General features: G+C 70.5%; 21 protein-coding genes. 14 read left to right on the forward strand and 7 right to left on the reverse strand.

Going from position 1 to position 17,082, the window contains the following annotated elements; genetic code table 11:
• From J5V96_RS12365 to J5V96_RS12395, 7 genes are all read left to right on the forward strand, one after another.
• Positions 1 to 429 (forward strand): NUDIX domain-containing protein (locus J5V96_RS12365; protein WP_208504284.1); only part of this gene is annotated, 429 nt, incomplete at its 5' end.
• Positions 430 to 479: 50 nt separating this feature from the next.
• Positions 480 to 1,223 carry an AzlC family ABC transporter permease gene (locus J5V96_RS12370; protein WP_208499994.1) on the forward strand — a complete coding sequence of 248 codons (744 nt, stop codon included), beginning with the start codon at positions 480 to 482 and terminating at the stop codon, positions 1,221 to 1,223.
• Positions 1,220 to 1,534, forward strand: coding sequence for an AzlD domain-containing protein (locus J5V96_RS12375; RefSeq protein ID WP_208499995.1), 315 nt, complete (start codon positions 1,220 to 1,222; stop codon positions 1,532 to 1,534). The genes J5V96_RS12370 and J5V96_RS12375 overlap by 4 nt, the downstream gene beginning before the upstream one ends.
• 9 nt (positions 1,535 to 1,543) lie before the next feature.
• Positions 1,544 to 1,972, forward strand: a complete 429-nt coding sequence (locus tag J5V96_RS12380; protein WP_208499996.1) for a histidinol dehydrogenase — start codon at positions 1,544 to 1,546, stop codon at positions 1,970 to 1,972.
• Positions 1,969 to 2,295: a ferredoxin gene (gene fdxA, locus J5V96_RS12385; RefSeq protein WP_208499997.1), complete on the forward strand. Its 327-nt coding sequence runs from the start codon at positions 1,969 to 1,971 to the stop codon at positions 2,293 to 2,295. The genes J5V96_RS12380 and fdxA overlap by 4 nt, the downstream gene beginning before the upstream one ends.
• Positions 2,296 to 2,299: 4 nt before the next feature.
• Positions 2,300 to 3,409: a succinyldiaminopimelate transaminase gene (gene dapC / locus J5V96_RS12390; RefSeq protein WP_208499998.1), complete on the forward strand. Its 1,110-nt coding sequence runs from the start codon at positions 2,300 to 2,302 to the stop codon at positions 3,407 to 3,409.
• A 185-nt stretch (positions 3,410 to 3,594) separates the two neighbouring features.
• A complete protein-coding gene (locus tag J5V96_RS12395) occupies positions 3,595 to 4,893 on the forward strand; it encodes a citrate synthase (RefSeq protein ID WP_208499999.1) in 1,299 nt (432 codons plus the stop codon).
• A gap of 74 nt (positions 4,894 to 4,967) precedes the next feature.
• Here the strand turns inward: J5V96_RS12395 and dapD are convergent, their stop codons facing one another.
• Entirely contained in the window at positions 4,968 to 5,915 is a 948-nt protein-coding gene (dapD, locus tag J5V96_RS12400; protein WP_208500000.1) for a 2,3,4,5-tetrahydropyridine-2,6-dicarboxylate N-succinyltransferase, read from the reverse strand.
• Between the two features lie 56 nt (positions 5,916 to 5,971).
• Here dapD and dapE point away from each other — a divergent pair, with 56 nt between their 5' ends.
• The 3 genes from dapE to J5V96_RS12415 all read left to right on the forward strand — a co-directional run bounded on the left by dapE (position 5,972) and on the right by J5V96_RS12415 (position 8,511).
• A complete protein-coding gene (gene dapE / locus J5V96_RS12405) occupies positions 5,972 to 7,048 on the forward strand; it encodes a succinyl-diaminopimelate desuccinylase (protein WP_208500001.1) in 1,077 nt (358 codons plus the stop codon).
• The gene (locus J5V96_RS12410) at positions 7,027 to 8,241 is read left to right on the forward strand and encodes a hypothetical protein (RefSeq protein ID WP_307793265.1); all 1,215 of its coding nucleotides are present in this window, start codon (positions 7,027 to 7,029) and stop codon (positions 8,239 to 8,241) included. The genes dapE and J5V96_RS12410 overlap by 22 nt, the downstream gene beginning before the upstream one ends.
• A 99-nt stretch (positions 8,242 to 8,340) precedes the next feature.
• Positions 8,341 to 8,511: a DUF3117 domain-containing protein gene (locus J5V96_RS12415; RefSeq protein ID WP_208500002.1), complete on the forward strand. Its 171-nt coding sequence runs from the start codon at positions 8,341 to 8,343 to the stop codon at positions 8,509 to 8,511.
• 76 nt (positions 8,512 to 8,587) lie between these two features.
• Here J5V96_RS12415 and J5V96_RS12420 read toward each other — a convergent pair whose 3' ends face one another.
• A complete protein-coding gene (locus J5V96_RS12420; RefSeq protein ID WP_208500003.1) occupies positions 8,588 to 9,217 on the reverse strand; it encodes an O-methyltransferase in 630 nt (209 codons plus the stop codon).
• Between the two features lie 81 nt (positions 9,218 to 9,298).
• Here J5V96_RS12420 and J5V96_RS12425 point away from each other — a divergent pair, with 81 nt between their 5' ends.
• Positions 9,299 to 9,676 (forward strand): twin-arginine translocase TatA/TatE family subunit, encoded by a 378-nt coding sequence (locus J5V96_RS12425; RefSeq protein WP_208500004.1) that lies wholly within the window; start codon positions 9,299 to 9,301, stop codon positions 9,674 to 9,676.
• Positions 9,677 to 9,680: 4 nt separating this feature from the next.
• Here the strand turns inward: J5V96_RS12425 and J5V96_RS12430 are convergent, their stop codons facing one another.
• The 3 genes from J5V96_RS12430 to J5V96_RS12440 are packed head-to-tail and all read right to left on the reverse strand — an operon-like array spanning position 9,681 to position 12,684.
• A complete protein-coding gene (locus J5V96_RS12430) occupies positions 9,681 to 10,835 on the reverse strand; it encodes an Mrp/NBP35 family ATP-binding protein (protein ID WP_208500005.1) in 1,155 nt (384 codons plus the stop codon).
• Entirely contained in the window at positions 10,832 to 11,392 is a 561-nt protein-coding gene (locus J5V96_RS12435) for a DUF1003 domain-containing protein (protein WP_236014362.1), read from the reverse strand. The genes J5V96_RS12430 and J5V96_RS12435 overlap by 4 nt, the downstream gene beginning before the upstream one ends.
• On the reverse strand, positions 11,392 to 12,684 hold the full coding sequence (locus tag J5V96_RS12440; RefSeq protein ID WP_208500006.1) for a magnesium transporter MgtE N-terminal domain-containing protein: 1,293 nt from the start codon (positions 12,682 to 12,684) through the stop codon (positions 11,392 to 11,394). The genes J5V96_RS12435 and J5V96_RS12440 overlap by 1 nt, the downstream gene beginning before the upstream one ends.
• Before the next feature lie 88 nt (positions 12,685 to 12,772).
• Between J5V96_RS12440 and J5V96_RS12445 the strand changes: the two genes are divergently transcribed.
• Entirely contained in the window at positions 12,773 to 13,438 is a 666-nt protein-coding gene (locus tag J5V96_RS12445) for a YflT domain-containing protein (RefSeq protein ID WP_208500007.1), read from the forward strand.
• On the forward strand, positions 13,435 to 14,052 hold the full coding sequence (locus tag J5V96_RS12450) for an alpha/beta hydrolase family protein (RefSeq protein WP_307793272.1): 618 nt from the start codon (positions 13,435 to 13,437) through the stop codon (positions 14,050 to 14,052). Before J5V96_RS12445 ends, J5V96_RS12450 begins: the two co-directional genes overlap by 4 nt.
• Before the next feature lie 13 nt (positions 14,053 to 14,065).
• Here the strand turns inward: J5V96_RS12450 and J5V96_RS12455 are convergent, their stop codons facing one another.
• Positions 14,066 to 15,484, reverse strand: a complete 1,419-nt coding sequence (locus J5V96_RS12455; RefSeq protein ID WP_208500008.1) for an aminopeptidase P family protein — start codon at positions 15,482 to 15,484, stop codon at positions 14,066 to 14,068.
• Positions 15,485 to 15,545: 61 nt separating this feature from the next.
• On the opposite strand from J5V96_RS12455, the gene J5V96_RS12460 reads away from it, so the two are divergent.
• Positions 15,546 to 15,944, forward strand: coding sequence for a DUF3054 domain-containing protein (locus J5V96_RS12460; protein WP_208500009.1), 399 nt, complete (start codon positions 15,546 to 15,548; stop codon positions 15,942 to 15,944).
• On the opposite strand, the gene J5V96_RS12465 is transcribed toward J5V96_RS12460, so the two are convergent.
• The gene (locus J5V96_RS12465) at positions 15,941 to 16,969 is read right to left on the reverse strand and encodes an endonuclease/exonuclease/phosphatase family protein (RefSeq protein ID WP_208500010.1); all 1,029 of its coding nucleotides are present in this window, start codon (positions 16,967 to 16,969) and stop codon (positions 15,941 to 15,943) included. The two genes, J5V96_RS12460 and J5V96_RS12465, sit on opposite strands and share 4 nt — an antisense overlap.
• Positions 16,970 to 17,082: the final 113 nt, after the last annotated feature.

The raw sequence follows: 17,082 nt of genomic DNA on the forward strand, positions 1-17,082 counted from the left end.
CCGCTCTGGCTGAGCGGGGTGACGGCGGTTGTGCTGCGCGACGGCGTCGACGGCCCCGAGACGCTGCTCGTGCGCCGAGCCGACAACGGCCGCCTGACGCCCGTGACGGGCATCATCGACCCGGGCGAGGAGCCCGCCATCGCCGCCGAGCGCGAGGTGCTCGAGGAGGCGGACGTCGTCGCGGTCGCCGCGGCGCTCGTGTGGGTGCACGCGCTGCGTCCGACGACGTACGCCAACGGCGACCAGGCGCAGTACCTCGACCTGGTCTTCCGCTGCCGGTACGTCTCGGGAGAGCCGCGCCCGGCCGACGGCGAGAACAGCGAGGCGTTCTGGCGTCCGGTGTCGCGGCTCGACGACGTGGATGAGGAGATGCGCGCGCGGATCGTCACCGCCGCCGGCGGATCCGACGTGGCGCGATTCGAACGATGATCGGCCGCCGCGACGCGCCCCGGCCGCTCGCGCGCCGGTAATCTCGACCGGTGACCTCCTCCCGCCCGCCCCTCGCAGAGGCGGACCGCAGCGCCTGGAAGCAGTCCTTCGCCGTAGCGATCCCGACGAGCGCGTACGGCATCTCGTTCGGAGCGCTGTCGGTGCTCGCCGGGCTCGACCTCTGGCAGACGAGCGTGATGAGCCTGCTGATGTTCAGCGGAGGGTCGCAGTTCGCGTTCATCGGCGTCATCGCCTCGGGCGGTCTCGCCGCTGCTCCCTCTGCCATCGCCTCCGCCGCCCTGCTCGGCGTGCGCAATGCGGCCTACTCGGTGCGCATGAACCCGGTGGTCGGCCTGTCGTGGTGGCACCGGATCGCGGCGGCGCAGTTCACGATCGACGAGTCGACCGCGGTCGCGCTGGCGCACACCGAGACACGGGCGCGGCGCATCGGCTTCTGGGCGACGGGTCTGGCGATCTTCGTGGGATGGAACATCGCGACGGTCTTCGGGGGCATCCTCGGCGACGTGCTCGGTGATGTGCGGGCGTACGGCCTCGACGCCGCCGCGGCAGCCGCCTTCCTCGCGCTGCTGTGGCCGCGGCTGAAGTCGCGCCAGGCGATCGCGGTGGGCGCGGCGGCGGCCGTGGTGGCCGCCGCCCTCACTCCGCTGCTGATGCCCGGGCTGCCGGTGATGATCGCGGCCGTGGTCGCCGTGCTCGTGGGCTGGTTCAACTGGCTCGGCCGGTCCGAACCGGCGACCTCCTCGCCGGGGGCGGCAGGGGAGGAGCTCCGATGACGCTGTGGGGAGCGATCCTGCTCGCGGGGTGCATCGTGCTCGTGCTGAAGCTCGCCGGGTACCTCGTGCCGTCGGAATGGGTCGAGCGCCCGCGCCCGGCGCGCATCACCGACCTGCTGACGGTCGCGCTGCTCGCCTCGCTGGTGGCGGTGCAGGCTCTCGGATCCGGTCAGGCGCTGGTGGTCGACGCGCGGCTTCCCGCGGTGCTCGTGGCGGCCGTGCTGCTGTGGCTGCGGCAGTCCTTCCTGGTCGTGGTGGTCGCGGCGGCCGTCGTCGCGGCGCTCCTGCGACTGCTCGGCTGGGCCACGTAGCCTGGATCCATGAGCTGGCCGTCGCGCATCCTGATCCTCCTCCTCGCGCTCGTGACGGGAGCGATCTTCGGAGTCGCCGGCACGGTCGCCCACTCCTTCCTGTGGGGTGTGCTGCCGGTGGGCCTCATCCTGTCGCTGGTCGGATGCGCCGCGCTCCTCCTCGGTCTGCGGCTGCTGATTGCCGGACGTCTGCCGACGTGGGCGGCGGGCCTGGGCATGCTCGCGGCGGTGCTGATCTTCTCGGGCAAGGGGCCGGGCGGATCGGTCGTGGTGCCGCAGGCAGCGGAGGGAGCCGTGCCCTGGGGCCTGATCTGGACGTACGCGGTGACGGGTGTCGTGCTCCTGGTCGGAGCCTGGCCCGACCTCTCGCGCCTGCGGCCGCCGACGGCCGCCACGACGGCGGACGACGGCTCCGAGGCGCGTAGACTCGACACGTGACTTATGTGATCGCCCTGCCGTGTGTGGACGTCAAGGATCGCGCGTGCATCGACGAGTGCCCCGTGGACTGCATCTACGAGGGTGAGCGCAGCCTCTACATCCACCCGGACGAGTGCGTCGACTGCGGTGCGTGCGAGCCGGTGTGCCCCGTCGAGGCCATCTACTACGAGGACGACCTGCCCGACGAGTGGCAGGACTATTACAAGGCCAACGTCGAGTTCTTCGACGAGATCGGCTCCCCGGGTGGCGCCGCCAAGACCGGCGTGATCCCCAAGGACCACCCGATCATCGCCGCCCTGCCCCCTCAGGGCGAGGGCCACTGATCCGGTGAGCGTCCGCGACCTCGCCGACTATCCCTGGGACGCCGTCGCACCTTTCGCCGAACGCGCGCGGGCTCACGCCGACGGTCTCGTCGATCTCTCGATCGGCTCTCCCGTCGATCCGACGCCCGAGGTCGTGCGCCGTGCGCTGGCGGAGGCCACCGATGCCCACGCCTACCCGGCCACCATCGGCACACCGCAGCTGCGGGAGGCGATCGGCGCGTGGTTCGATCGCCGCCGCGGAGTTCCGGGCCTGGAGCCCCGCAACGTGCTGCCGACGATCGGCTCCAAGGAGCTGGTGGCGCTGCTGCCGACGCTTCTCGGGCTGGGCGAGGGCGACATCGTTGTGCACCCGCGTGCCGCGTACCCGACCTACGCGGTCGGCGCCGTCGTGGCGGGCGCGACCGCGTTCGCATCCGACGACCCCGCCGAATGGCCGGAGGGCACAAAGCTCATCTGGGTGAACTCGCCCGGCAACCCCGACGGCCGCGTCTGGACCGTCGACGAACTGCGCGCTGCGGTCGAACGCGCGCGCGAGCTAGGCGCCGTGATCGCCGGTGACGAGTGCTATGCGGAACTCGGCTGGGACGCTCCGTGGGACGTCGAGCCCGTGCCGAGCATCCTCGACCCGCGCGTGATCGGCGACAGCCGGGCGAACGTGCTGGCGGTCTACTCGCTCAGCAAGCAGTCCAACCTCGCCGGCTACCGCGCCGCGTTCCTGGCCGGCTGCGCGAAGATCGTCGGCGAGCTGACCACGGCGCGCAAGCACCTGGGGCTGATGCCGCCCGCGCCCGTGCAGCACGCGATGGCGGTGGCCCTCGGCGACGACGCGCACGTGCAGCACCAGAAGCAGCTCTACCGCGCGCGGCGCGACATCCTGAAGCCCGCGGTCGAGGCAGCCGGCTTCACGGTCGACCGCAGCGAAGCGGGTCTGTACCTCTGGATCACCGAGGGGCGCGACGCGTGGCAGACGATGGAGCGCCTGGCCGGGCTGGGCATCCTCGCGGGGCCCGGCGTCTTCTATGGCGACTTCTTCCCGCAGCACGTGCGTCTCTCGCTCACTGCGAGCGACGAGCGCGTCGCGGCGGCCGCCGCGCGGCTGCGCGCGTCGGTCTGATCCGGATCCGTCCTGATTCCGGGTCGGACTGGACGATCCGTCAACGGATCGCCCCCGAGTTGGTCGCTTGTCACAGGTGACCTGCGGGACAAGTAGGCTGTACGAGGTGGGCACGGCATACCGGTGCGCCATCGACTCCCCCTGAATGCGACGAGAAATCGCAACAGACATCGCAAGGAGGCGCCGTGAGCGACGCGGGAAACCTGCCCGAGAAGGCCACTCTCACGATCGGCGACAAGACCGCCGAGTTCCCTGTACTGCCGGCCACGAGCGGCCTGCCGAGCATCGACGTGTCGACGCTGACGCGACAGACGGGCTTCACCGCCCTCGACTACGGCTTCGTGAACACCGCGGCCACGCGCTCGGACATCACGTACATCGATGGTGACCAGGGCATCCTGCGCTACCGCGGGTATCCGATCGAGCACCTCGCCACGCACTCGAGCTACCTCGAGGTCGCCTGGCTGCTCATCTACGGCGAGCTGCCGACCGCGGATCAGCTGGCGGAGTTCGACGACAAGATCCGTCACCACACGCTGCTGCACGAGGACCTGAAGGATCGCTTCTTCACGGCCCTCCCGCACACCGCTCACCCGATGGCGGTGCTCTCATCCGGCGTCTCGGCGCTGTCGACCTACTACGAGAACCAGTCCGACCCGGCCAACCCTGAGCACGTCGAGCTCAACATGATCCGCCTGCTCGCGAAGCTGCCGGTCATCGCGGCCTACGCGCACAAGAAGAGCATCGGCCAGTCGTTCCTGTACCCGGACAACTCGCTCAGCTTCGTCGACAACTTCCTCAAGCTGAACTTCGGCGTGCGCAGCGAGGAATACGAGGTCAACCCCGTGATGTCTCGTGCGCTGGAGCGCCTGCTCATCCTGCACGAGGACCACGAGCAGAACGCGTCGACGTCGACCGTGCGCCTTGTCGGCTCGACCGGCGCCGACCAGTTCGCGTCGGTCTCCGCGGGAATCCACGCGCTGTCGGGCCCGCTGCACGGCGGCGCCAACGAGGCCGTGCTCACGATGCTCGCCCAGATCCAGGAGTCGGGCCAGGGCGTGAAGCGCTTCGTCGAGAAGGTCAAGAACAAGGAAGACGGCGTGAAGCTCATGGGCTTCGGGCACCGCGTCTACAAGAACTACGACCCGCGCGCGAAGCTCGTCAAGCAGTCGGCTGACGAGGTGCTCGAGCAGCTCGGTGTGCACGACCCGCTGCTCGACCTCGCCAAGGAGCTCGAGGCGATCGCGCTCGAGGACGACTACTTCAAGGAGCGTCGCCTCTACCCGAACGTCGATTTCTACACCGGCGTCATCTACAAGGCGATGGGCTTCCCCACGCGCATGTTCACGGTGCTGTTCGCGATGGGTCGTCTTCCCGGATGGCTCGCCCACTGGCGCGAGCTGCAGCTCGACCCCAAGACGAAGATCGGCCGCCCGCAGCAGCTGTTCACCGGCTCGCCCGAGCGCCCCTACCCGGGCGTCTGAACCGGCGCGCACGGCTCCGCACGAAGAAGGCCGCGACCCCCGAGGGGTCGCGGCCTTCTTCGTCGTGTGCGGGCCTATGCGTGAAGCGCGGCGTTCAGCGTGACGCCGACGCCCTTGCGCCGACGCGCCTCGATGGCGCCGGTGAGCGAATTCCGCAGGTACAGCAGGCCGCTCGAACCGGACAGCTGGGCACCCTTGGCGATGCGCGGCGATCCGTCCTCGCCCGGCTCCTCGTCTACGAGGATCACCTTGGTGCCGGCCGTGAGATAAAGGCCCGCCTCGACGACGCAGTCGTCGCCGATCGAGATGCCCACACCCGCGTTCGCGCCGAGCAGCGAGCGAGCACCGAACGAGACACGGTGCTTGCCGCCGCCGGACAGCGTGCCCATGATCGATGCGCCGCCGCCGATGTCCGAGCCGTCGCCGATGACCACACCCTGCGAGACGCGGCCCTCGATCATCGAGCTGCCGAGCGTTCCGGCGTTGAAGTTGACGAACCCCTCGTGCATCACGGTCGTGCCGGGGGAGAGGTACGCACCCAGGCGCACGCGAGAGGCATCGGCGATGCGCACGCCTTCGGGCGCGACGTAGTCGGTGAGGCGCGGGAACTTGTCGAGCGAGACGATCTGGATGCCGTCCCGCTGCAGGAAGGGACGCAGACGGATCGCATCGGCGGGGTGCATGGGGCCGGCATTCGTCCACGCGACGTTCGGCAGGTGGGCGAAGACGCCGTCCAGGTTGAGCTCGTTCGGCTTCACGAGGCGGTGCGACAGCGCGTGCAGACGCAGATAGACATCGGAGGTCGACGCGGGCGCGACATCGAGGTCGATCTCGAGCGTGATGACCTCGATCGACACATTGCGGCGATCGTCGGGGGCGGCGAAGCGGTCGAGGCTCTCGACCTCGTCCGCGAGATTCTCGGACCGCCCGGTGCGCGGGGCGGGGAACCAGGTGTCCAGCACGGTTCCGTCCGCCGCGATCGTCGCAAGTCCGACACCGGCAATCCAACGCTCATCCGTCATGGATCCAGCCTACCGAGTGGGATCGCGCACGCCCCTCCCGTCTTAGGCTGGGGGCTATGCCTCTGGACCTGACGGCGTCTTCGCCGGACATCACGCGCGCGATCTGCGACGTCCCCAGCGAGTCGGATCAGGAGACCGCTCTGGCGGACCTGGTCGAGCAGGCGATCGGAGCGCTCCCGCACCTCGAGGTGCACCGGGATGGCGACACGATCGTCGCCCGCACCCACCTCGGGCGCGCGCAGCGCGTGGTGATCGCCGGACACATCGACACGGTGCCGATCAACGCGAACGTCCCCACCCGCGACATCGAGATCGACGGGCAGTCCTACATCTGGGGCCGGGGAACCGTCGACATGAAGGCGGGCGTGGCGGTGCAGCTCAAACTCGCGGCCGAACTCGTCGAACCCGCGGTCGACATCACCTGGCTCTGGTACGACCACGAGGAGGTCGCCGCCGAGCTGAGTGGTCTCACCCGCCTCGCGGCGAACCGCCCCGACCTGTTCGAGGGCGACTTCGCGATCCTCGGCGAGCCCACCGCAGGCATCGTCGAAGGCGGCTGCAACGGGACGCTGCGCGCCATCGTCCGCACGAAGGGGGTGCGGGCCCACAGCGCTCGCTCGTGGATCGGGGAGAACGCCATCCATGCCGCCGCCCCGATTCTCGCTCGCCTGGCCGAGTACCGCCCCCGCACGATCTCCGTCGACGGCCTCGACTACCGCGAGGGCCTCAACGCCGTGCGCGTCACCGGAGGCGTCGCGGGCAACGTCATCCCCGACCTGTGCGAGGTCGAGGTGAACTTCCGTTTCGCCCCGAGTCGCTCCGAGGAGGAGGCCGTCGCTCACGTGCGCAGTGTGCTGCAGGGTTTCGACGTCGAGATCACGGATCTCTCGGGCGGCGCGCGTCCGGGACTCGACGCCCCGCTCGCGCAGGACTTCGTGCGTGCCGTGGGCGGCACCCCGAAGCCGAAGTACGGCTGGACCGACGTCGCCCGGTTCTCGAAGCTCGGGGTGCCCGCGGTCAACTACGGCCCCGGCGATGCCCTGCTCGCGCACCACGACGAGGAGCGCGTGCTCGTGTCGCAGATCGAGGAGGTCGAGCGGGGGCTCCGGGCGTGGCTCATGACGTCGGCCTGACGACGCTCTCCCGGTTCCGCGCCGTGTGGCGCGGGTGGCCCGCCGTCGCGCGCATCGCGGTGATCTACGTGATGTCGCGCCTGGTGACGACGGCGCTGATGCTCCAGGTCGCGGCCGCGGCGCCGTCCACCTCGCGCTTCGGGCCGAATCCCTCGCTCGGCGACTTCGTGCTCGGATGGGACGCGCAGTGGTACTGGACCGTCGCCGTCTTCGGCTATCCCTCCGCGCTGCCGCGCGACGACGCCGGCACTGTGGCGGAGAACGCGTGGGCGTTTATGCCCGTCTACGCGCACCTGTCCAACGCCGTCGGGCTCGGCGTGTGGGGTACGGGGGCGCTGGTGGTCTCGCTCGTCGCAGGGTTCGTCGCATGTCTCGGCCTGCATGGGCTGCTGCGTCGGCGTCTCGACGACGACGCGGCGATGTGGTCCGTCGCGCTGTTCGCTTCCGCACCGCTGGCCGCTCTGTTCCAGGTCGGCTACGCGGAGGCCCTCTTCCTCGCGTTCCTGATGCTCGCGCTGTGGGCGCTGGCCGCGCGGCGCTGGTGGTGGCTGTACGCGCTGGTGCCGCTGATGGGATACACGCGCCCCGGGATCCTGGCTTTCGCCCTGATGCTCGGACTCTACGGCCTGGTGCGGTGGTTCCGACGGCGGTCGGATGTGCTGTCCTCGTCGGAGATCGTGCACATCCTCGCCCTCGGCGCGCTGGCCGTTGCGGTCGGGTTCTCCTGGCAGATCATCGCCGGCATCGTCACCGGCGTGCCGGATGCCTACCTCCAGACGGAGCTCGCGTGGCGTCGCGGGTGGCTCCCGGGCACGGAGGGCTTCGTCCCCTTTGAAGGATGGCTGGGCGCCGCCCCGCTCTGGTTCTCGCTGTGGGGCCTGCCGGCATGGACCGGGTACGTCGGTCTGGCGCTCATCGTGGGTCTTGCGGCCTGGGGTCTGCTCGCGCGGCGCGTGCGGGCCCTCGGTCCGGAAGTGCAGCTGTGGTCGATCAGCTACGTGGTGTATCTCCTGGCCGTCTTCTTCCCGCAGTCGAGCACCTTCCGCCTGCTCGTGCCGCTCTCGCCGCTGTGGGGCGCCGCGCCGCGATCGCGCTGGGGGCGCATCGTCGCCCTGCTCCTGTGCGTGCTGGGGCAGTGGGTGTGGATCGCCGCCATGTACGGACACGGGAATACGTTCTGGCAGATTCCGTGATCTCCTGGCATATCACGTCATTCGGCGCACCCGGAGTGAGCCATTTGCGCCGTGACCGGTAAACTTGCGTCGGGAGACCACGACGAAAGGAAGCCGAACATGGCAGCCATGAAGCCCAGAACCGGTGACGGACCGATGGAGGCCGTGAAGGAGGGGCGCCTGATCATCGTGCGCGTGCCGCTCGAGGGCGGCGGCCGTCTGGTCGTCTCCGTGAACGACGAGGAAGCGAAGGAGCTTCACGGCGTCCTCGCCCAGGTCGTCGGCGCCTGAGCCGCATCCGTATCTCCGGATAGACGCAGAAGAGGCCGGATCCGCAGGGATCCGGCCTCTTCCGCGTCTGCGGGGATCAGCGCGCGACGGTGGTCAGCTGCAGCAGGCCCTCGCCGATCGGAGAGATGGCTGCGATCACGGCGGGCGAGTTCTGGGTCTCCTGCAGCAGCGTGCGGTAAGCCGAGGTGACGGCGTCGCGGGCGACGGGATCGGCGACGCGGCCGTTGAGCACGCGGGGGACGAGCACCGTGCCGCCAGCACGCACAAGCCGCAGGCCGTGCTCGACATAGTCGAGCACGTTCTCGGGGTCGGCATCCACGAGCACGATGTCGTAGGACGCTTCGTTCATGCGCGGAAGGACGTCGGCCGCGCGGCCGGTGATGAAGCGCGTGCGCGTCGCCGGCACGCGTGCCTGTGCGAAGGACTGTCGCGCCGCGGCGAGGTGCTCGGGCTCGTGGTCGATCGTCGTGAGCACGGCCTTCGGGGCGCCGTGGAGCAGCCAGAGCCCCGAGACGCCCGCGCCGGTTCCGATCTCGATGATCGAGCGGGCGTCGGTCGCCGCCGCGACCACCGCGCACTGCGCGCCGACGCCGGCGCTGACGGGCGCGGCCCCCAGCTCGAGGGCGTGCTGTCGGGCTCGGGCGATGTGCTCGGGCTCGACCACCGTCTCCCGCGTGAATCGGGCGATCGCGTCATGCTCGCTCATGTGTGAAACCTCCTGCTCTCGCTCCAGCCTAGGCTCGCCAGGCTGACGGTCCCGGCAGGCGCGGCGGGTAGTCTTGTGGCCATGAACCTCGGGATCAGCTTCGACAAGATCGTGCTGATCCTCGTCATCGCCGGCCTGCTCATCGGCCCTGAGAAGCTGCCGCAGTACGCCGAGGCGCTGGGGCGGATGGTCAAGCGCGCACGCGAGTTCGCGCAGGGTGCCCAGACCCGCGTGCGCGAGGAGATGGGTCCCGAGTTCGACGATGTCGATTGGCGCAAGCTCGATCCGCGCCAGTACGACCCGCGTCGCATCATCCGCGAGGCACTGCTCGACGATGAGGCGCCGGCGCCTGCTCCGGTCGCGGAGCGCATCATCCAGCCGCCGCGACCGAACGGCCCGCTCGTGCGCGAGCACTTCACCGTCGCCGATCCGCCGCCCTTCGACCTCGAGGCGACCTGACGTCTCAGCGCGCCGGCGCGATGGGGAGCTTGCGCCCCGCGAGGCGGCGCGGCTGAGCGGCGATGCGCTCGGCGAGCCGTGCGATCTCCTGGGACGCGGCATCGTCCGGGTGCGACAGCACGACCGGATCGCCGGCATCGCTCGAGGCGCGCAGCGCCGGGCTGAGCGGAATGGACGCCAGCACCGGCACCTCCGCGTCGTCCACGGAGAGAGCCGCCGCCACCGAGGCGCCCCCGCCGGAGCCGAACAGGTCCATGACGGATCCGTCGGGGAGAGTCATCGGGGCCATGTTCTCGACCACGCCGATGACACGCTGCCCCGTCTGACGTGCGACCAGACCGCTGCGCACCGCGACATCCGAGGCCGCGGCCTGGGGCGTTGTGACGACGAGCACGTCGGCGTGCGGAAGCAGCTGGCCGACCGAGATCGCGACATCGCCGGTACCCGGCGGCATGTCGAGCAGGAGCACATCGAGGTCACCGAAGTACACGTCGGTGAGGAACTGCTGCACCGTGCGGTGCAGCATCGGTCCCCGCCATGCGACGGCGCCCGTTGCGGGGTTGCCGGCGCTGTCGGCGCCCTGAAGGAACATGCCGATGGAGATCGCCTTCACCCCGTGTCCGACCGGGGGCAGCATCAGCTGATCCACGCGTGTGGGCTGAACGACGACGCCGTCCTTGGCGAGCCCCAGGAGCGGCGGAATCGAGAAACCGTGGACGTCTGCGTCGAGCAGGCCCACGGCGAGGCCGCGCTGGGCGAGTGCCACGGCGAGGTTCGCCGTCACCGTCGACTTGCCCACCCCGCCCTTGCCGCTGGTGACGGCGATCACGCGAGTGAGCGAGTCGGGGCCGAACGGCATGCCGCGAACCGGACGCAGCCTCGCGGTGAGGGCCTGGCGCTCCGCGGGGGTCATCACCCCCACATCGATGGAGACGGCGCCGACCCCGGGCACCGATTCGGCGGCCGCGCGCACGTCGGCCTCGATGCGGGCCGCCGCAGGACATCCGACGATCGTCAGCGCGATCTCGACGTTCACGTCGGATCCCTCCGCCGTGACGCCGCGCACCATGTCGAGCTCGGAGAGAGGGCGGCGCAGCTCCGGATCGGAGACGCGGCCGACCGCGTCGCGGACGCGGTCCGCGAGGGGAGTGTCGCTCATGATTCCTTCGGCCTGCTGAGATCGTCTTCCTGATCGTCCGCACGCTCGGCGTCGCGTTCGTCGAGGGCCGCCAGCAGGGCCTTGAGCTCGTCGCGCAGCACGTCGCGCGTCACCGTGCGCTCCTGCACCTCGGCCAGGGCCAGGCGCAGAGCCACGATCTCGCGCGCGAGATACTCGGTGTCCGCGAGATTGCGCTCCGCCCGCTGGCGGTCCTGCTCGATCTGCACGCGGTCGCGGTCGTCCTGGCGGTTCTGAGCGAGCAGGATGAGCGGCGCGGCATACGAGGCCTGCAGCGAGAGCGCCAGCGTGAGGGCGGTGAAGCCGAGGTCGGCCGAGTCGAAGCGCCAGCCCTCGGGGGTGACGGAGTTCCAGACCATCCACACGATGACGAACAGCGACAGCGCGATGAGGAACGTCGGAGTTCCCATCGCGCGGGCGACCCACTCGGTGGCGCGGCCGAACCGGTCGTTGCCCTTGGCGCCGGCGCCGGTGGCCGGTGCGAGCAGAGGCGTGCGTCCGCGCACGGCATCGGGGCGCGACATGTCGCGCGGCGCCATCATCCGCGCCTCACGATCGGGATGGGCGCCGTCGTCGGGGCGGCAGGCAGCGGCTCATCCGCGTCCTGAGAGCGCCAGTCGTCGGGCAGCAGGTAGTCGAGCATGTCGTCGACGCTGATCGCGCCCACGAGGCGACGCGCCTGATCCACGACCGGCACCGAGACGAGGTCGTAGCTCGCCAGACGCCGCGCGACCTCTGCCGCGCTCGCGGTGACGAGCAGCGGTTCGAGGGTGTCGTCGAGGATCGCGCCGATGCGCTCGTGCGGGGGATAGCGCAGCATGCGCTGGAAGTGCACCGCACCGAGGAAGCGGCCCGTGGGCGTCTCGTAAGGCGGCAGCGTCACGAACACGCTCGCGGCGAGGGCCGGGTGCAGCTCATGGCGGCGGATCGTCGCGAGCGCTTCGGCGATGGTCGCGTCCGCGGACATGATGATCGGCTCCGAGGTCATGAGGCCGCCGGCAGTGTCGGCGCCGTAGCGCAGCAGCATGCGGACGTCCTCGGCCTCCTCGGGCTCCATGAGCTGGAGCAGCTCCTCGGAGCGCTCGGGCTCGAGCTCGGCCAGAAGGTCGGCGGCGTCGTCGGGCTCCATGGCATCGAGCACGTCGGCCGCGCGCTCGTCGCCCAGGCGCTCGAGGATATGCACCTGCTCCTCCTCGGGCATCTCCTCGAGGGCATCGGCGAGTCGCTCGTCGGAGAGCTCCTCCGCGACCTCGATCATGCGCTCCTCGGGGAGATCGAGCAGGGTGTTCGCGAGGTCGGCAGGGCGCAGCTCTGCGTAGCTCGCGGCGAGAGCCTCGGCGGACTGGGCCTCGCCGGGGGTGTGCTGCTCGCGCACCTCGGCCCAGGTCGCGAACGCCGTGGGGCCCTTGCTGAAGGGCGAGGCGCTCGTCTTCGGCTTGCGCAGGAACAGCTGGCTGATCGCCCACTCGCCGACGCGGTTCGGCTCGATCGCGACATCCTCGATCACCGCGGATCCGGATCCGTCCACGAAGTGCACACGGCGGCCCACGACCTCGGCCAGCACACGCACCTCGTCGGCGCGCGGCTGGAAGCGGCGCACATTGATGAGGCCGGTGGTGATCACCTGGCCGGACGAGATGGAGGTGACGCGTCCGATCGACACGAACACCTGCCGCCGGCCCGGGATCTCGCAGACCAGGCCGATGACGCGGGGAGCAGCGCTACTTCGATACACGACGACGACATCTCGGACCTTGCCGAGCCGGTCGCCCGCGGGGTCGAAGACAGCGCACCCGGCCAGGCGCGCCGCGAATACCCTCTGCGTGCTCATGCTTCCAGCGTAGTCCGCGGATCCGCCGATCCCGGGCGGCAGGCGGGGCATCTGCCCGGCCGGCAGGGCGCGTGGGAGAATGGCGCGCATGAGCATGATGAGCGGGATGAGCAAGCCGTTCGAGACGGGCGAGACGGTCGCGAGCTTCAAGGACTACGAGAGCGCACAGAAGGCGGTGTCGGCGCTCATCGCGGGCGAGGTCCCGGCCGCGCACATCGCGATCGTCGGCAGCGCCCTGCGCACCGTCGAGAAGGTCACCGGCCGTCTCGGCTACGCCCAGGCCGCGTGGTCGGGAGCGCTCAACGGCGCCCTCCTCGGTCTGCTCTTCGTCGCCCTGATCGCGATCTGGACCCCCGGAGCCTCGTTCGGCTCGCTCGCGGGTTATCTGCTCATCGCGGTCGCCCTCGGAATGCTCCTGCGCATCGCGACGTACGCGATGGTGCGTCGTCGTCGCGACTTCGCGAGTGTCACGCAGGTCTCCGCCGACCACTACGACGTGACGGTGCTCCCGCCCAGCTACCCGAAGGCCCGCCAGGTGCTCGGCGGTGCAACCGGAGTCCGCCCTGCCACGCCGGCACCCGCCGAGCCCGTCGCTCCCGCATCGCAGGAGCCGCCCCGCTTCGGAGTGCGCATCGATCCGGCGGCCCCGACGGCGACGCCGCCGGTCACGCCGCCCGTGCCCGAGACGCCTGCCGCACCGACGGCCGCTCCGGGAGCGGCTGCACCGACCGACCCCGACGCCGACCGGGCGTGAGCCTCGACCTGACGACCGCGACCGATCCCGCCGACGACCCGCGCGCGGTCGTTGTGCTGGCGCACGGGGCGGGCGCCGGCATGTCGCACCCGTTCTACGGGGGCCTCGCATCGGCCCTCGCGGCCGACGGGCTCAGCGTGATCCGCTTCAACTTCCCCTACATCGACCAGGGACGGCGCATGCCCGGTCGCCCGGCCGATGCCATCGCCGCGTGGCGCACGGCTGTCGCGCACGCCGCCGACCTCGGGCTGCCGGTCTGGGCCGTGGGTCGGTCGTACGGGGGCCGGATGGCGTCGATGGCCGCGGCCGAAGGCGACTTCCCGGTCGAGGGTCTGGTCTATCTCGGATATCCCCTGCACGCTCCGGGCAGACCGGAGAAGCCCCGGGCCGAGCACCTGCCTCGGATCACGCAGCCGCAGCTGTTCGTGGAGGGCACGAGGGATCCGTTCATCCAGCCGCTGGACCAGTTCGAGGCCGCCGTCGCGACGTGCCAGGATGCCCGCATCACCTGGATCGAGGGCGGCGATCACTCGTTCGCGGTGAAGGGGCGCAGGCGAGACGCCGAGATGATCGGCGCCGAGCTGGCACCGATCGTCTCGGCGTTCGTGATCTGACGGTCGCTCGCGGTCAGCCGCGCAGGCGGGCCATCCACGCCTCGACCTCGTCGGCCGTGCGCGGGATGTCGGCCGACAGGTTCACGGGGCCCTCTTCGGTCATGAGGATGTCGTCCTCGATGCGCACGCCGATCCCGCGGTACTCCTCGGGGACGGTGACGTCGTCGATCTGGAAGTACAGCCCCGGCTCGATGGTGAAGACCATGCCGGGCTCGAGGGTGCCGTCGTAGTACATCTCGCGGCGGGCCTGAGCGCAGTCGTGCACGTCGAGGCCGAGGTGGTGACTGGTGCCGTGCACCATGTAGCGGCGGTGCTGGCCGCCCCGGTCGGCGTCGAGCGCCTCCTGCGCCGTGACCGGCAGCAGGCCCCACTCGGCGGTGCGTCGCGCGATGACCTCCATCGCGGCCTCGTGCACGGCGCGGAACCGCACCCCGGGCTTCGCGACGGCGAAGGCGGCGTCGGCGGCCTCGCGCACCGTCTCGTAGATGCGGCGCTGGATCGGCGTGAAGGTGCCGCTCACGGGGAGCGTGCGCGTGATGTCGGCGGTGTAGAGGCTGTCGACCTCTGCGCCCGCGTCGATCAGGATGAGGTCGCCGGGAAGCACCGCGCCGTCGTTCCGGGTCCAGTGCAGGAAGCAGGCGTGCGGTCCCGAGGCCGCGATCGTGTCGTAGCCCTCCCAGTTGCCGTCGCTGCGGGCGCGCTGGTGGAAGACGCCCTCGACGAGGCGCTCGCCGCGCGGGTGCTCGATGATGCGCGGCAGCTCGCGGATGATGTCGTCGAAGCCGTCGGACGTCACCTTCACCGCGAGTCGCATCTGGGCGACCTCGTACTCGTCCTTGGTGAGGCGCAGCTCCGAGACGAAGCGCGTGAGCTCGTCGTCCTCGTCGACGACCAGATCATCGTCGGTCGACACGAAGGAGTCGATGTGCGCGGTGGCGATGCCGAGCTCGCCCGCGACGCCGGGGAGCGCGGGGCGGGGACCGATCCAGAACTCGCCGACCGTGGCGTCCGAATAGAACTCGCTCGTTGTGCGGTCGGCGCGCTCGCGGAAATGGAGCGTGACGTCGTGGGCGTCGCCGCGGGGTTCGAAGACGAGCACCGAGTCGGGCTCGGACTCGGTGGCCCAGCCGGTGAGGTGGGCGAACGCCGAGTGCACGCGGAACGGGTAGTCGGTGTCGTTGCTGCGCTGCTTGAGCGGGCCCGCGGGGATGACCAGGCGCTTGCCCGGGAAGGCGGCGGAGACGGCGGCGCGGCGCGCGGCGGCGAACGGAGCCTGCTCGCGGAGCGGCGGCAGCTGCTCCGGTCTCTCGGCCCAGCCCTGCGAGATCGTCGCGAGGAAGCCCTCGGGGTAGGGCTGGCGACGGTTCACGATGCTCTGCGGGGCCTGCTCGGTCGAGGCCGTGGTCTGCTCGCTTGTGGCTTGCTCGCTCATGCATCCATTGTCACACCGGCCGTCGACATCCCGCTCGGCGGTTCCCGCATAGCCTGGAGCGATGAGCACCGCCCCGCGTCGCCTGCACCCTGCCCTCGCGTTCGGCCACGACCTCGTCGCCGTGCTGGTCTTCTGCGCGGTGGGACGCGCGTCCCACCAGGAGGAGGCGACGTTCGCCGGCTACCTCATGACGGTGTGGCCGTTCGCCCTCGCACTGGCGGTCGCTACCGCCATCGTGCTGGCCACTCGTCGCCTGCGCCCGGAGACCTTCGCCGCCGGCGGCATCGTCTGGATCGTCACGGTCGCGCTCGGCATGATCCTGCGCGCCGTGTCGGGGCAGGGCACGGCACTCCCGTTCGTCATCGTCGCGACGATCACGCTGGCCGTGTTCTTCTCCGTGTGGCGACTGGTGATCCTCATCGCGCGCCGCGCGCAGGCGCGTCGCGCCGACCAGGTCTAGCCGGCGGGCTCCAGCTGCACGATGAGCGGGCGGTGGTCGCTGCCTGATCCGTCGAGCGTGTCGAGGACGACGGATCCGGTCGCCTTCCAGTGGTCGGAGTGCATCACGTGGTCGATGGGGGCCGACAGCAGCGTGGGCACATCGGTCGGCCACGTGCCCACCGCGCCGTTGCCGGTGCCGGATGCCGCGTCGTGGCAGTAGCCGAGATCGCCGGATCCTGCCGCCAGCGGGGCCATGTGGTCGAGGGTGGCGTTGAAGTCTCCCGCGATGATCACATTCAGGTCCTTCGGACACTGATCGGCGATCCAGCGCAGGTCGGACTGCCAGTGGTCCATGTAGGCCGGGCGCGGAGCCACCGCGTGCACCGCGACGACCGTGGGCCCGGTGCCGTCCACCGGCATCACGACCGCGCTCGGCAGCATGCCGGTGTTGCTCGAGCCGTCATCCGACGAGTCGATCACGGCGTAATCCCCGAGCTCGGGGGAGATCAGGATGGTCGTGACCCACGATTGCGGGCCGCGCTCGATCTCCTTGTTGTACTGCACGTGGTGCACCCACATCGGGCGGCCGAGTTCGCGCATCTCGATCGCGACATCCTCGCCGACGCTCTGTGCGGTCTCGGGGAGCGCGACGATGTCGGCGTTCATCGCGACCGCCGACTGCGCGATCTGGTTCGCGCCGGTCGCGTCGCCGGCCGTGTTCCAGGTCATCACCCGCACGCTCGACTCCGTCTCGGGCGGCAGGGCCTCGCCGTAGCCGCGCATTGCCAGCGTCAGGCCTCCGGCGATCGCGCCGACGCCGGCCACGAGCGCCATCGACATGGCGAACGCGCGCATCGGGCGCGACAGAGCGAACAGAAGGAACAGCAGCGTGAGGGCGGCGAACGCGACCACCAGCACACCCCGCATCGACACGATCTGTGCGATCGGCATCGTCTGCTCGAGTCGGAAGAACTGGGGCCAGCTGACGATCGCGGTGGCGATGGCGAAGACCACCGTCACGAGGATCCCGAGCAGTCGCAGCACGTCTTCGACCCTAAAACGGCCCCCTGGGAAACCGGCGCACATCGCGCCTCATTCCGCCATGAGTCGCCTGGTCAGGCGCTGATCCTCGCCCCTGTCGCGGCACGCCGCCCCGC

It is taken from the genome of Microbacterium stercoris (genome assembly GCF_017592545.1).
GTDB lineage: Bacteria > Actinomycetota > Actinomycetes > Actinomycetales > Microbacteriaceae > Microbacterium > Microbacterium stercoris.